The 14,158-nt window shown below is 66.8% G+C and carries 12 protein-coding genes; 11 read left to right on the forward strand and 1 reads right to left on the reverse strand.

Annotated elements, in window-relative coordinates; genetic code table 11:
* Window positions 1–81 precede the first annotated feature (81 nt).
* Window positions 82–768, reverse strand: a complete 687-nt coding sequence (locus AB4Y92_RS09270) for a response regulator (protein WP_441819361.1) — start codon at window positions 766–768, stop codon at window positions 82–84.
* Between the two features lie 275 nt (window positions 769–1,043).
* On the opposite strand from AB4Y92_RS09270, the gene AB4Y92_RS09275 reads away from it, so the two are divergent.
* The 11 genes from AB4Y92_RS09275 (at window position 1,044) to AB4Y92_RS09325 (ending at window position 14,150) form a co-directional block, all read left to right on the forward strand.
* The gene (locus AB4Y92_RS09275; RefSeq protein ID WP_441819362.1) at window positions 1,044–2,009 is read left to right on the forward strand and encodes a TraB/GumN family protein; all 966 of its coding nucleotides are present in this window, start codon (window positions 1,044–1,046) and stop codon (window positions 2,007–2,009) included.
* A 67-nt stretch (window positions 2,010–2,076) separates the two neighbouring features.
* Window positions 2,077–3,486: a type VI secretion system baseplate subunit TssK gene (tssK, locus tag AB4Y92_RS09280; protein WP_441819363.1), complete on the forward strand. Its 1,410-nt coding sequence runs from the start codon at window positions 2,077–2,079 to the stop codon at window positions 3,484–3,486.
* Window positions 3,487–3,493: 7 nt separating this feature from the next.
* Window positions 3,494–4,837, forward strand: coding sequence for a DotU family type IV/VI secretion system protein (locus AB4Y92_RS09285; RefSeq protein WP_441819364.1), 1,344 nt, complete (start codon window positions 3,494–3,496; stop codon window positions 4,835–4,837).
* The gene (locus AB4Y92_RS09290) at window positions 4,834–8,454 is read left to right on the forward strand and encodes a type VI secretion system protein (protein ID WP_441819365.1); all 3,621 of its coding nucleotides are present in this window, start codon (window positions 4,834–4,836) and stop codon (window positions 8,452–8,454) included. Before AB4Y92_RS09285 ends, AB4Y92_RS09290 begins: the two co-directional genes overlap by 4 nt.
* 35 nt (window positions 8,455–8,489) lie before the next feature.
* Window positions 8,490–9,560 (forward strand): type VI secretion system protein TssA, encoded by a 1,071-nt coding sequence (tssA, locus tag AB4Y92_RS09295; RefSeq protein WP_441819366.1) that lies wholly within the window; start codon window positions 8,490–8,492, stop codon window positions 9,558–9,560.
* A 207-nt stretch (window positions 9,561–9,767) separates the two neighbouring features.
* A complete protein-coding gene (tssB, locus tag AB4Y92_RS09300; RefSeq protein WP_441819367.1) occupies window positions 9,768–10,277 on the forward strand; it encodes a type VI secretion system contractile sheath small subunit in 510 nt (169 codons plus the stop codon).
* 57 nt (window positions 10,278–10,334) lie between these two features.
* On the forward strand, window positions 10,335–11,819 hold the full coding sequence (gene tssC / locus AB4Y92_RS09305; RefSeq protein ID WP_441819368.1) for a type VI secretion system contractile sheath large subunit: 1,485 nt from the start codon (window positions 10,335–10,337) through the stop codon (window positions 11,817–11,819).
* Between the two features lie 40 nt (window positions 11,820–11,859).
* Entirely contained in the window at window positions 11,860–12,354 is a 495-nt protein-coding gene (locus AB4Y92_RS09310) for an Hcp family type VI secretion system effector (RefSeq protein ID WP_441819369.1), read from the forward strand.
* Between the two features lie 92 nt (window positions 12,355–12,446).
* Entirely contained in the window at window positions 12,447–12,944 is a 498-nt protein-coding gene (locus AB4Y92_RS09315) for a hypothetical protein (RefSeq protein ID WP_441819370.1), read from the forward strand.
* 168 nt (window positions 12,945–13,112) lie between these two features.
* Window positions 13,113–13,583 (forward strand): hypothetical protein, encoded by a 471-nt coding sequence (locus AB4Y92_RS09320; protein WP_441819371.1) that lies wholly within the window; start codon window positions 13,113–13,115, stop codon window positions 13,581–13,583.
* 117 nt (window positions 13,584–13,700) lie between these two features.
* Complete coding sequence (locus tag AB4Y92_RS09325) at window positions 13,701–14,150, forward strand: hypothetical protein (protein WP_441819372.1); 450 nt, start codon at window positions 13,701–13,703, stop codon at window positions 14,148–14,150.
* The last annotated feature ends 8 nt before the right edge of the window (window positions 14,151–14,158 follow it).

The raw sequence follows: 14,158 nt of genomic DNA on the forward strand, positions 1-14,158 counted from the left end.
GCCGGCTGGGGCGGCGTCATCTCGCGGCGCAGGGGCCGGCGTTCATGCGCGGGCGGCGCAGCGCCGGGATCGTGACGAAAATCACGGCTCGACCAGGCGCCGCGAGGCCACCACGGCCTCGACCCGGTTGCGAACGTTGAGCGCGCGGAAAATCGCGGCCAGATGGATCTTGACCGTGCCTTCGCTGATGCCGAGGTTGCGCGCGATCAGTTTGTTGGGCTTGCCCTGCGACAGCAGGCGCATGACGTCGATCTGGCGCTCGGTCAGAATCTGGCGCAGGCCGTCGAGCGAATGCTGCTCGGCCGCCGCGGACAGGTTGCGCGCCGCCGCCGGCATTTCGGCGGCGGGCGTCCAGCCGCGCGCCTGAACCCCGGCGAGCAGCAACGGCGGCACGTACACGCCGCCCGACAGCACCAGGCGCACGGCCGACAACATGACGTCGGGCGAATAGGCCTTGGGAATGAAGCCCTGCACGCCGAGTTCGAGCAGCGTGCGGATCAGCTCGGTGTCCTCCGATCCCGACAGCACGATGACCGGCACGTCCGCGGCGACGCGGCGCATTTCGGCGATGTGGCGATGCCCCTGCGCGCCGGGCATGGAGATATCGATGATCGCCAGATCCAGCGGGCTGTCGGACCGGTTCAGCACCGCGTCGAACTCGGCGATGTTCATCGCCACGACGAATTCGACCTCGTGCTCGAGCTCGGACAGTTTGGTCTTGACGCCCTCGACGATGAGGCGATGGTCGTCGGCAATCAGTACTCTCATGGGACTCTCATCACTTGGATCCTCAGCGAACGCCCCATGCGCCGCCGCCCCGGATGGACGGATGGATGGCTGCGCAGACTCAGCGCGACGATAGTCCGCGCCCGCCGCCCCGGCAATAGCGGGCACCGCACCAAAGGCATAGCGCCAACGAGATATGGCCGTCGCCGCCGCGCTCGCGAAAGATGAGCCGCCTGATCCTCAAGTGATTGCTTGTGACGATGCTGCCGCTGCCCTGGCTAAGATCCGCGTCGATTCCGCGCGTTGGCGGCGCATGTGTGCTGGCCGTCGCAGCGCTGGTGTGCGGATGCACGCGCACCGCGGCGCTGGCGGCGAAGCCTGCGCTTGAGCCTGCGCACATACCGGTATCGATTCCGCAGCCGCCCTCGTTGCCTTCGCACGGCATCTTGTTCCGCATCGAGCCCGCGCAAGCGGTAGCCGATACGGCGGCTCCCGAGACGCAATCCCGGCCGCCGCGGGCGAGCAGTTACCTGTTCGGCACTATTCACTTCGGCAACGATGAAGAACTGGGATTGAGTCCGGAACTTCTGGCCTCGGCGCTGTCGTCGTCGTTCACGCTGGTGAACGAGATCGATCTGGCCGCGCCCGGTGGCGGCAATCTGGACCGCTACCGCTGGTTGCCGCCGGAGCAGTCGCTGTCGGCGCTGATCAGCGCCGCCGGCTTCGCCATGGCGCAGTCCCTGCTGCCGCAGATTCCGCCGCCGACCCTGCAGCGGATGAAGCCGTGGATGGTGCTGGCGCTGCTGGAGGCGCGCGGCGAACAGGCAGGCGAGCAGACCCTGGACGATCGCCTGCAACGCATCGCCGCCGAGCGCGGCATGCGCATCGTGCATCTGGAGACGGCCGAGGACCAACTGCGCGCGCTCGACTGCATTCCCAGCGAAAGCCAGGCGCTGGTGCTGGAAGAACGGCTGAAAGCGCCGCAGATCATGCGCGAGATGTCCGAACGCGCGCTGATGCACTACCGCGGGCGCGATCTCGACGCCTGGCTGGCCGATGTCGACCGCATGGTCGGCCTGGACGGCGAAAGCAAGGACATCGAGATGCGCGCGCGCCAATGCCTGATCGAAGAACGCAACCAACGCTGGCTGCCGGAACTGCTCGCCTTGCTCGATCAGGGCGGCTGCTATATCGCGGTCGGCGCGATCCATCTTCCCGGCGAACACGGATTGCTGGCGGCGCTGAAGCACGCCGGCTATCGCATCGAGGCCGAACCGCTATGACGCTCGCCGCTACGACATCCGCCGCCCCGATATCGGCGCGCCATCGCCGCCACGCGGAGGGAACCGCATGAACAGCCATCGTCAGGTCTTCTGGGGCCAGGGCGCCTTTCTCAGCCCGCAGCACCTGCAGGCGCAGGACGCTTGGCATCAGGCCATGCGGCAGGGCGTGCAGCGGGCGATCACGCCGTATCCCTGGGGCCTGGAAACGCTGGTGTTGCGCGAGGACGCGCTGGCCAGCGGCGTGGTCGATATCGAGCAGATCGAACTGCACACCCGCGATGGAGAGCGCCTGGCCGGCGGCTCGGCGCTGGCCGGCGGCAACGCGCGCATTCCCGATCGCGCCTTGCAGGATCTGACGCCGCGCAACAACGATCCGATCGCGTTGTGGCTGGTGCTCAATCGCGAACGCACCGTGCACGGCCTGGGCCCGGCCGGGCGCCTGAGCGAGCGCCATGCGCTGGCCAGCGACAGCCTGGAAGATCCTTTCGATCCGCAGGCGCCGGCCGCCGATGTCGATTTCCTGCTGTACCAGCCGATGATCGTGACCTCGCTGGACGACAACGCCGAAGTCCTGGTGCGGTCCTGCGAGGCGTACAAGTTCGCCGAAATCGTGCCGGTGGGGCCGGGCAAGTACCGGTTGTCGAACGATTACGTGCCGCCGCTGCTGGCGCTGCAGGCTTCGCGCAATCTTTCGCGCTGGACCCGCGCTTTGCGCGACCTGCTGACCTCGCGCGGACAGGATTTCGCCGCCAGCAAGCGCCAGCGCGGCATCCGCGCCGCCTCGACCAGCGCGCAGGAAGTGATGCGCGTGGCGATGATGCAGACCTTCGCCCGCTATATCCCGGTCTTCGCCGAACACGTCCGGCTGGGCACGGTGCCGGCGTATGCGCTGTACCAGCAGTTGCGGGCGCTGGTCGCGGAGTTCTCCGTGTTCTCGGAGGACATCGGCTATTTCGGCGGACTGGCCGCGAACCCGACCGAAACCGAACTGCCCGATTACGATCACGACGATCTGCGCCGTTGCTTCCGCATCGCCTTCGAGCGTGCCGAGGCGCTGATCAAGGCGCTGACCGTCGGCGCCGAGGTCGGCATCGCGCTGGCCTTCGACGGCCGTTTCTACAAGGCCGATCTGCCGGCGAACCTGTTCGAATCGGACAAGACCCGCTTCTATCTGGCGTTCGAATCCGACCTGCGCGGGCAGGACCTGTTCACCCGCCTGTCGCGCACCGGCAAGATCGCCTCGACCGAGGAAATGCCGCGCCTGCTGTCGGCGGCACTGTTCGGCCTGAAGATCGACCTGCTGCCGGTGCCGCCGGAGGAACTGCCGCAGAAGACGCCGAACACGACGTATTTCCTGGTCGATACCGCGCATCCGTTCTGGCAGATGATCAAGAACGCGCGCAACATCTGCGTGTTCTGCGATCTGCCCTCGGACGCCACCGCGATCAAGTTGTATCCGGTCGGCGCGCAGGAGTAGGGCGGCCATGGCGCGGTTACTCCATCATTTCCTGCCGGTGTGTTCGTTCGGACTGGCGCTGGACGAAAAGATCGCCGCCGCCGCCGCGCACGACCCGCCGGCGGGCGTGTTGGCCGCCGCGCGCCAGCTGATCGATCGCGCCAAGGCCGCGGCCCAGGCCGACGGCAAGCGCGCCGAGCATGTCGAAGACGCCGCGTTCGCGGCGGTGGCCTGGATCGACGAGGTCATGGCGCGCAATCCGGCCTATCTCACCAGCGGCGCGGCGCCGCTGCAGGTCGCGCTGTACAACACCAACAACGCCGGCAACGAATTCTTCTCGCACCTGTCGGCGCTGAAGTCCGAGCACGACGAAGTTCGCGAGGTGTACTACCACATGCTGCTGCTCGGATTCGTCGGCCAGTACTACTACGAAACCGGCGACAGCGGCGAGTTGGGCAAGCTCAAGGAACTGCACGCGCGCCAGCTGCCGGTCGCGCCGGCGGCGATCCATACGCTGCGCGAGGAGCGGGTGACGCCGCAGCCCTACAGCGGCGAGGCGCCGGCCGGCCCGCGTTATCCCAAGCAATGGGACCGCCTGCTGCTGAAGGTCGGCGTGATCGCCGCCTTGCTGATCCCGCTGGGTTATCTGGCCTACCTGCTGATCGCCGCGCCCAAGCAGACCGGCCCGAGCGTGCAGGAACTGGTGAACAGACAGCTCAGCGGATTTCCCTGTTCGGATCTGGCCGCCGTCGTCGGCCCGCGCGGCGAGACCGTGGTGGAAGGCTATGTGTCGCGCGCCGACGACATCGCCGCGGTCCGGCAGCGCGTGTCGAAGGTGGAAGGCGTGAGCGCGCCGCAGTTCAAGGTGCAGCTGCGCATCTGGCCGCATTGCGAGGTGGTGCGGATGCTCAAGCCGTTCCGCGAGCGCAACCAGGATCTGCGCTATGGCCTGGCGGTGACGCCGACTACCGGGCATTCGGATCGCTTCATCGAAGGCGAGCAGGTGACCGTCAAGCTGCTGCAAGCCAACTACGACGGGTATCTGTACGTGGATTACTACACGGTCGGCGGCGATGTCGCGCACATCTATCCGAATTCCAGAGAGCCCGACAGCGGGCGCATGATCCGCTCGGGCGAACAGTTCAACGTCGGCGCGACCGATGCGCGCTCCTGGACGGTTGCGCCACCGTTCGGACAAGAGCTGATCACCGTGATCGCCTCGCCGATGCCCTTGTTCCAGGGCAATCCCACGGCGGAGATCGAGCCGGCGAAGGACTACCTGCCGCGCCTCAATCAGTTGATTCAAAGCAATCGCGGCAATCCCAAGCTCGCGGCGGAATTCCTGTTCATGCAGACGGAACCCAAGCCATGAACCTGTCCAATCCGCTCGCGCCGGTGCAGGCGCTCTTCTCGTGGCTGGGCAGCCTGTTCTCGCAGGCGCGCAGCCTGTACCGTCCGGTCGCCGAGGGCGCGAAGAAGCCGTGGCTGCTACGGCTGGTCGTGGGCTTGCTGGTGTTGGCGCTGTTGATCGCGCTGGCGATCGCCGCGGTCGCGATCGTGCCGACCTTGCCGGCGCGCTTCTGGCAATTGCTCGGCCTGTGCGCGGTGGCGCTGGCGGTGCTGTGGTGGTTCATCTCCGGGCAGCGCCGCTTCACCTTGCAAGGCCGCACGCGCACGCGCATCGGCGATCTGGGCCCCGGCAATACCGACGACGAACGCGAGCCGCTGGCGCGCATGGCCCAGGCCATCGCCGAGGCCAAGCGCACCATCGTGCGTTCGCCGGAAATGGAAAAGGGGCGCGATCCGCTGTACCGCGTGCCGTGGATGCTGTTCCTGGGCGATGCCGACGCCGATGTCGACGGTCTGCTGTGCGCCGGTGCGGAAGTGTCGCCGTTTCCGCCGCCCTCGGCCGGCGACAGCGGTGAATGGTGGCGCTGGTGGTTCTTCAAATCGCTGATCGCGATTCAGATGCATCCGCGCATCGTCTGCGACACCGCTTCGCGGCTGGAGCGCGGCTTGTGGTATCAGGCGCTGATGCAGCTCGCCGCCGAGCGCGAGAAGCTGCCGCTCAACGGCATCGTGCTGACCGTGTCGGTGCAGACCCTGCTGGGCCCGGCCGACGCGCTGAAGACCACGGCGACGCGGTTGCGGCGCCTGGTCGACGAAGCGATGGAGCATCTGCAGGTGCGGGTACCGGTCTACATCGTGGTCAGCGGCCTGGAACGCCTGCGCGGTTACCCGACGTTGCGCGCTACTTTGCCGGCGGAAGCCTTCGCCCAGGCGCTGGGGCACCGGCTGCCGCAGACCGAAACCGTGAGCTCGGCCACCAGCGGCCGCTTCGATCAGATCCTCACGCCGATCCTCGATCGCCTGCATGCGCTGCGCATGACCGCGCTGCGCGCGCAGGCGACCGCGTCTACTCGCCGCGACATCTTCGAATTCGTCGAATCGCTGCGCCGCTGCGAGTCGGGACTGGCCTTGTTCGTCACGCTGTTGCTGGAGGACAACACCTTCCAGCGCACGCCGCCGTGGCGCGGCCTGTATTTCGCCGGCGGCGCCGATGCCGCGTATCCGGGCGGTGCGTTCGTCGCCGATCTGTTCACGCGATTTCTGCCCGCCGATCAGCCGCTGGCGATGACCAGCCTGCGCGGCAGCGCCGCGCGCATGGCGGTGGCCGGCCTGGGCGTGGCCGCCTTGCTGGGCTTCAGCGGCTATCTCGCCTACGGCCTGTCGGCGGCGCGGCAGGACGATACGCAGTTGCTCGCCAGCACGCGCACCGCCTGTCGCGAGGTCGAGGGCCGCCTGGGCAATGCGCGCATCGAGTGGGTGGCCAGTTGCGGGCGCACCATCGAGCGCCTGGAGTCCGCGGCGGAAGGCACCTTGCTGGGCTTTGGCATTCGCCGCGCCGATCGCGATATCGAGGGGTTGAAGCAGCGCGTCACGGACGATTTCGCCAATCTCATCCTCGCGCCCTACGACCAGATGCTGAGTGAGGACATCGATCGCGGACGCGCCGGATTCGAGCATGCGCTGGCGATCGCGCAGCGCCTGCGCCTGCTGGACGCCTGCCGCTCCGCGAGCGAGGAATGCCTGGCGCGCGAATTGCCGAACAACGTGGTCTTCGACGCCCGCTCGCGCCTGTTCGCGCCGTTCGTCACGCCGAACAACGACACCCGCCGCGACCGAGCCAACGCCACCGCCCTGTTCGGCACCTATCTGGGCTATCTGCGCTGGCAAAAAAAAAAGAGCCTGGACGACGAGCGTGACCGGCTGAAGGCGCAGTTGCAGCGGATCATGCAATCGCGCTCGCTGGAGGTCGGCCAGGCCCGGGCCTGGGCGGAGACCCACGGCAAAGGCTATGTGCTGGAGGATTTCTGGCTGCCGAAAGACCGCGTCGTGGGGATCGAACGCGGCACGCTGCCGACGGTCTCGGGCGCATTCACCTACCGCACCTGGAACGGGGTGATCGCGCCGTTCCTGGAAACCGCGCAGGAACAGGCCGATGTCCCGGCCGCGCAGGTCGCGGCGTTCCGCGACGCTTATTTCCACGACTATTTTCTGGCCTGGGCGACGCTGCAATCGCGCTTCGGCGAAGGCTACGCGTTCTGGAAAGGGCACGAGAACGAATTGGCCGCGCGCGCGGCCGGCATCAACAACCCGTACACGGTGTATTTCGACACGCTGCGCTCGCAGCTCTACGCCTTGCCGCTCAAGCGTCCGCTCGGCCTGCGCTGGAAGGAAACCTGGGCGCAGATGAAATCGAGCTGGACCTCGGCGTGGCGGCCGGCGGGGCGATTCGTTCGCGACAGTTTTCGCTTCGGCGAGGTCTCGATCGAGCCGCCGGTGTGGCTGACCGCGTTGCACGATACCCAGGTGGCGGTGCTGGCGCCGCAGGCGCCGATGTTCGCGCGCGGCTATCTGCGCCTGCAGGCCGATCGCGACGGGCAGGAGGCGTATCGCATCGCCGCCGATCTGTTCGCCAGCCGCGGCGCGCCCGAACGCGCGCCGGCGAACGAGTACGGCCAGTTGTTGAGTTCGGTGGACAAACCCGGCGAACCTTATGCGCAAGCGTTCGGCGCCAACGATCTGGCGGCCTGGTCGATCGCGCAGGGGCCGGCGCACTTACTCCTGCGGCTGACCGTGCGCCGCGCCGGCGATCACCTGCAGCAGCGCTGGCGCGAAACCGTGATCCAGCCGCTGGCCTCGCAGCCGCCGGCGCAGCAGGCGCAGGCCTTGCTCGGCCCGCAGGGCAAGCTGGAAGCCTTCGTCGGCGATTGGCTCAAGCCTTTCCTCAGCGAGAAAGAGCGCACGCCGGTCAGTCTCAGCGGCGTCGCGATGCCGCTGTCGGCCGACTATCGCGCGATGCTCACCGGCGGACAGCCGGCGCCCGCCAGCGACGCGCCGTTTCCGGCCGGGACGTTCACGCTGGATGCGCCGACCCATCTGGGAACGCTGCTGGAAGGCGAGCAAGGCACCACGTTCGAGCTGATCTGCAACGGCCAGAGCGTGGGCATCACCAGCCGCGGGGAATCGCTGACCGACGCGCAGATGCAGCCGCAATGGTCGCCGTCCACCTGTCCGGAAGCGCGCATCCGCATCGCGCTGCCGGCGAGCGCGAGCCAGACGCTGGCCGCGACGGAAGCGATCGCCGCCGCGCCCGCGGACGCCACCGCCGCGTCCGCCGCATCTGCGCCCGCCGTGCCGCCGCCGCCCGATCCCGCCTTCCGCCTGACCTTGCTCTATCGCGGGCCCGACGGCATCGCGCGCCTGCTCGAACAATTCGCGCCCGGCGCGCATGTCTTCAGCCTCAGCGATTTCCGCGAGTCCTACAGCCCTTCGCAATGGCAGCAGCTGGCGCCGCGACTGCAGGCGATGGGCTTTCGCCAGGCGCGCGTGCATCTGCGCATCGAGCCCAGCGAACAGATGCAACGCTTCCTGGCCTCGCGCGGCACCGCGCCGCTGGCCCTGCCGCAAACCATCCTCGAATGAACCGCGCGGCCCGCGTGCCGCTTAGGAGCTCCGCCATGGCGATCGACATCGATGCCCTCCTGGCCCCCATCAGCGCCGACGCACCATGCGGCGAAGATGCCGGGTTTTCCGATCTGTTCGACCGCATCCGCGAGGCGCGCCGCGCCGACGATGCGTCGCTGCCGCAAGGCGAATGGCAGACGCAGGTCAAGCTAGCCGACTGGCGGCTTGCCCTGGATTTATCCGTGGAAGCGCTGAGCCGAGTCAGCAAGGACCTGCAGGCCGCCGGCTGGCTCGGCGAGGCGCTGATCGCACGCCACGGCCTGGACGGCGCGCGCGACGGGTTCGCGGTGATCGCCGGCTTGATCGAGCGCTATTGGGACGGTCTGCATCCGTTGGCCGAAGGCGAGGATCTGGAAGAACGCGCCGGAAAACTGGCCTGGTTCAACAGCAACGCCGCGGCGGCGCTGCAGCGCATGCCGTTGAACACGGATGCGGCGACCGCGGTCACCCTGATCGATTGGCAGACCTCGCGTGAGGTCGACAATCTGGCGCGGCAGAATGCCGAAGCGCATCAGGCCGCGCTGGCCGAAGGCAAGCTGGGCGGCGAAGCCTTCGATACCCGCATCCGCGCCGTCGCCGACACCGATCTGCGCGCCATGCTCGCCGCCATCGCCGCCGCGCAGACCGCGTATGCGCATCTCAAATCGGTGGCCGACACGAAGTTCGGCCGCGCCTGCCCGAGCCTGGCCGAGATCGAAACCACGCTCAAGCGCATCGCCCAGGTGCTGCAGCAGGCCGCGAAAGCGAAGGGGCTGCTCGATCCGGCCGACGCCGCGGCGGGGGAGGGCGAAGATATTGCCGCCGGCGCATCGCCGCGCGGCGGTGCCGCGGCGACGTCGCTCGATCTGGGCGGCGACAGCCGGGTCTCGAAACAGGCCGCCCTGCGCGCGCTCGGCGACATCGCCGGTTACTTCAAGCGCACCGAACCGCACAGCCCGGTGGCTTCGCTGCTGGAACAGGCGGTGCAATGGGCCGACATGCCCTTGAACGAATTCCTCGCCGAAGTGGTACGCGACGAAAGCGTGCTGGCCGCGATCCGGGCGCGGGTCGGCCTGAAACAGTGAACCGGCCGCATCCGGCGATGCCGTTGCGCCTTCGCGGACACGATGAACGCGGGGTTCGCCGCATTGGGCGTTCGCCGCGCAGCGCTCGCGCCGCATCGCCTCGTTCGAACGGCATAGGCCGTCGATCGGCCGTCCGATGGATTTCCGCGGCGCGGCGCCGTTCCTAGACTCGCTGTCACTGAATCACCGCGCAAGCCGGGAGAGATCATGGCCAAGAAGGAAAGCACGCAGCACAAGCTCGATCGCGTCCGCGCCCCGCGCGTGCAGCTGACCTACGACGTGGAAGTCGGCGACGCCATCGAGAAGAAGGAACTGCCCTTCGTCGCCGGCGTGATCGGCGACTTCACCGGCAAGAGCGAAGAGCCGTTGCCGAAGTTGAAGGACCGCAAGTTCGTCAACATCGACAAGGACAACTTCAACGACGTCCTCAAGGGGATGAAGCCGCGCGTGGCGGGGCAGGTCGATAACAAGCTGGCCAACGATGGCTCCAAGCTCGCGGTCGATCTCACCTTCGCGAATCTGGCCGATTTCGAGCCCGAACAGGTCATCGGCCAGATCGAGCCCCTGCGCAAGCTGCTGGAAGCGCGGCAGAAACTCGCCGATCTGCGCAACAAGGCCGCCGGCAACGACAAGTTCGAGGATCTGTTGAACGAGGTCCTGCTCAACACCGACAAGATCACCCAGCTCAGCAAGGAAGTCGGGCCGAAGTCCGAGTAAGTCGTCACGGCGGCCGGCATCGGCAGCCGTCCCGTCCGCGCAGCCAGCGAGTCCATCATGGCCAATACCGAATCCCAGGCGGCCCCGGCCGCCGCAGTCGAAGCCGCCGAGGGCGGACTGCTCGAACAAATCCTGATCCAGACCAAGATCGCCAAGACCGATACCGAGCGCGCCCGCGCGCGCGATCTGATGGCCGAACTGGTCGCTCAAGTCACCGACGGCGCCCTGGTGGTGTCCAAGGACGCGATCACCGCGCTCGACGCGCGCATCGCCGAGATCGACCGATTGCTGTCGGACCAGTTGTCCGCGGTCATGCACATGGAGGATTTCCAGCGCATGGAAGGCAGCTGGCGCGGTCTGAAGTACATGGTCGACAACAGCGAAACCAGTACTACGCTGAAGATCAAGGTGTTCAACTGCACCAAGAAAGAGTTGGTCAAGGATTTCAAGAATGCCTCCGACTTCGACCAGTCTTCGCTGTTCAAGAAGGTCTACGAAGAGGAATACGGCACCTTCGGCGGCGCCCCGTTCGCCACGTTGATCGGCGACTACGAGTTCGGCCGCCAGCCCGAAGACATGTACCTGGTCGAGGAGATCTCGCATGTCGCCGCCGCCGCGCACGCGCCGTTCCTGTCGGCGGCCTCGGCGCAGTTGCTCGGATTCGAGAGCTTCACCGAGCTGTCGGGCCCGCGCGATCTGGCGAAGATCTTCGACACGGTGGAATACGCCAAGTGGAAGAGCTTCCGCGGCTCGGAAGACTCGCGCTACGTGGGCCTGACCATGCCGCACGTGCTCGGCCGCCTGCCGTACGGGCCCGACACCTCGCCGGTGGAAGCGTTCAACTTCACCGAGACGGTCACCGGCAAGGAGCACGAGCGCTACCTGTGGATGAACGCCGCCTACGCGCTGGGCAGCAAGATCACCGACGCCTTCGCCAAGTACGGCTGGACCGCGGCGATCCGCGGCGTGGAAGGCGGCGGCCTGGTCGAAGGGATGCCCACGCATACCTTCAGCACCGACGACGGCGAGGTGGCGCTCAAGTGCCCGACCGAGATCGCCATCACCGACCGCCGCGAGAAGGAGCTCGCCGACCTCGGCCTGATCCCGCTGGTGCATTGCAAGAACACCGACTACGCCGCGTTCTTCTCCACCCAATCGGTGCAGAAGTCGAAGGAATACAACACCGACGCGGCCAACGCCAACGCGCGCCTGTCGGCGCAGCTGCAGTACATCTTCGCGGTCAGCCGCGTCGCCCATTACCTCAAGGCGATGATGCGCGACAAGATCGGCAGCTTCGCTTCCAAGTCCAGCGTGGAGATGTTCCTCAACAACTGGATCGCGCAGTACGTCCTGCTCGACGACAACGCGTCGCAGGAGCGCAAGGCCCAGTTCCCGCTGCGCGAGGCGCGCATCGAAGTCACCGAAATACCGGGCAAGCCCGGCGCGTACAAATCCGTGGCGTTCCTGCGCCCGCACTACCAGCTCGACGAACTCAGCGTTTCCCTCCGCCTGGTGGCGGAGTTGCCGAAGTCGGCACGCTGAGCCCTTCACTACCTAGGCACTGTATTACAGGAGCACGATCATGGCATTCGATGCATTCATCCAGCTCGAGGGCGTCAAGGGCGAAAGCGCCGACGACAAGCACAAGGACTGGATCGAGATCAAGAACTACGGCTTCGGCGCGTCGCAGCCGCAGTCCAGCACCGCGTCCTCCGCCGGCAGCCTCAGCTCGGCGCGCGTCAACATCCAGAATTTCACCTTCACCAAGCTGCTGGATATCGCCAGCCCGAAGCTGTTCGAGTACTGCTGCACCGGCCAGCACGTTCCCGTCGCGACCATCCATCTCAATCGCGCCGGAGGCGACAAGGCCAAGTACATGGAATACAAGCTCACCGACGTGCTGATCAGCTCGGTCGGCCGCGGCGGCGATTCCAAGGGCGATGAAGACGTGCCGATCGAATCGGTCAGCCTGGTGTTCGGAAAGTGCGAGATGACCTACACCAAGATCGGCATCGACGGCAAAGCTGCGGGCAACGCTTCGGCCGGCTGGGATCTGAAGGCGAACAAGAAGGTCTGACCGCTTCCGCATGGGCGCGCGATCTCCCGCGGCCGTTTCCCGGGCTCCCTCGGGAAACGGGCCGGGCCGGCGCGCGACTCGAGATCACGACAATGATCAAGCTCGAACAACCTTCCATGGTCCTCAACGCCGAGGGCGTTCCCGGGCCGTACTACAAGATGTGGAACAGCTGGACGGTGCCGCCGGCGGCGAAACCCATCGATATCATGGCGTGGGTGGCATCGGTCGCCAGTTCGGCGCCGTCCACCGTCGGCGGATTCAATCTGGTGATCAACTGCCACGGCAACCACGCCCGCCTGGGCCTGGGCACGGGCTTCGGCTGGTCGCAGTTGCCGCTGTTCACGCTGCTCGCTCCCAGCGTATCCACCATCTATCTGGTGGCCTGCAATGTCGTGTCGTTCTCCGGCAGCGGCGACGGCAATCTGTTCTGCAGCACGATGGCCAAGAACGCCGCGGCCCGGGTGATCGCTTCGAGCCACACCCAGACCACCGGCGCCTGGCCGACGATTCCGTACGGATACATCGACGGCTTCGAGGGCGATGTGTGGATGTGGCATCCGGACGGTTCCAACGAACTGACCGAGTTGTAAGCCAGCGCGGCGTTCGGCCGGCATCGCCGGGCCGGGCGCCGATCGTTCCCGACGATCGCGATCCGGCATGGGTCGCGGTCGCGCGGCGCGGATCGTGGAAGAAACCAGGAAGGCGCTGGGCCGGGCCGCGGGACGGGCCGGTCGCAGCGCCGCATCGCGAGGTGGCTCATGGCAATAATGTACGACTCGGGCTGGTCGATCGACACCAGCGAGGAAACGCAGGGCTCGCTGTTCTTCGGCGTGGCGTCGGGCAACATCTACATGAGCCACGCCGCCAGCGGCGACTCGATGGTGGTCAGCTATCGCTGCGTCAGTGTCGGCGCCGGCAAGGGGCCGCCGGTCGGCGTGTCGTGGTCGAAGAAAACCGATCCCAGCGGCGGCATCGACAATGTCGGTGTCATGCCGGGGCGCTATTTCGGCAGTCTGGCCTTTCCCTGCCGCGGCTACATGATCGGCGTGGGCGCATCCAGCGGCGTCGTCGGCAGCATTCTGGGTATGGACGTCAGCGGCGGCGGCGTGACGATGGCCGTGTTCGGCATGTGGCCGGTGTTCGCGGGCGCCAAGCTGTGGGGAATGGGCAACGGCGTGCTGCCCGGCGCGGGCATGAACATCGGGCTCGCCCACTTCTGGGTCGAATGACCTCCTCTTGCAGATTCGTCCTGGCGCCGGCCCGTCAGCAGCGGCCGGACGAATGCCGTGTCGCCGCGCCGTTACCGGCGAAATCTTCCGCATTGCCGTAAATTTTCAGGAACCCTCATGGCCGCGCGCGTCGTCGAAGAAACCAAGAACACGATCTACCATTTCGGCCCGGACCTCATCCGCAGCACGTATCTGGAAAAGTATCCCAAGCCCCGGCAACTCGGCCGTTTGCAGGCGACCGCCGGCCCGCACAAGTCGGGCGGCGATCCGCACATCGCAGGGCGGGCCCTGGACATCATCCTGGACGCGACGGTCGAGGAAGAGCGCGCCATCGCCGATCAACTGGTCGACGTGTTCCTGAGCATGCGCGAACGCATGCGCTGGGGCGGATTGATCTACAACGGCGAAGAGTGGAACAGCGCCGGGATCAAATTCCCGCGCACCGGCTCGGTGATCAACCGGCACCTGAGCCATATCCATATCGAATGGGGCGCCAGGAGCGCCGAGCAGGTCGATCCGGACGATTTCAAGCCGCTGCTGATCTGCATGCTGATGCAGGTCCGCTGAGCACGGGC

This window comes from Lysobacter sp. TAB13 (assembly GCF_052113885.1).
Classification (GTDB): domain Bacteria; phylum Pseudomonadota; class Gammaproteobacteria; order Xanthomonadales; family Xanthomonadaceae; genus Lysobacter; species Lysobacter gummosus.

Coding starts and splice junctions, on each gene's coding strand:
- AB4Y92_RS09270 (WP_441819361.1), bottom strand. CDS start 768: ATGAGAGTACTGATTGCCGACGACCATCGCCTCATCGTCGAGGGCGTC.
- AB4Y92_RS09325 (WP_441819372.1), top strand. CDS start 13,701: ATGGCCGCGCGCGTCGTCGAAGAAACCAAGAACACGATCTACCATTTC.
- AB4Y92_RS09285 (WP_441819364.1), top strand. CDS start 3,494: ATGGCGCGGTTACTCCATCATTTCCTGCCGGTGTGTTCGTTCGGACTG.
- tssK (WP_441819363.1), top strand. CDS start 2,077: ATGAACAGCCATCGTCAGGTCTTCTGGGGCCAGGGCGCCTTTCTCAGC.
- AB4Y92_RS09320 (WP_441819371.1), top strand. CDS start 13,113: ATGGCAATAATGTACGACTCGGGCTGGTCGATCGACACCAGCGAGGAA.
- tssB (WP_441819367.1), top strand. CDS start 9,768: ATGGCCAAGAAGGAAAGCACGCAGCACAAGCTCGATCGCGTCCGCGCC.
- AB4Y92_RS09315 (WP_441819370.1), top strand. CDS start 12,447: ATGATCAAGCTCGAACAACCTTCCATGGTCCTCAACGCCGAGGGCGTT.
- AB4Y92_RS09310 (WP_441819369.1), top strand. CDS start 11,860: ATGGCATTCGATGCATTCATCCAGCTCGAGGGCGTCAAGGGCGAAAGC.
- tssA (WP_441819366.1), top strand. CDS start 8,490: ATGGCGATCGACATCGATGCCCTCCTGGCCCCCATCAGCGCCGACGCA.
- AB4Y92_RS09290 (WP_441819365.1), top strand. CDS start 4,834: ATGAACCTGTCCAATCCGCTCGCGCCGGTGCAGGCGCTCTTCTCGTGG.
- tssC (WP_441819368.1), top strand. CDS start 10,335: ATGGCCAATACCGAATCCCAGGCGGCCCCGGCCGCCGCAGTCGAAGCC.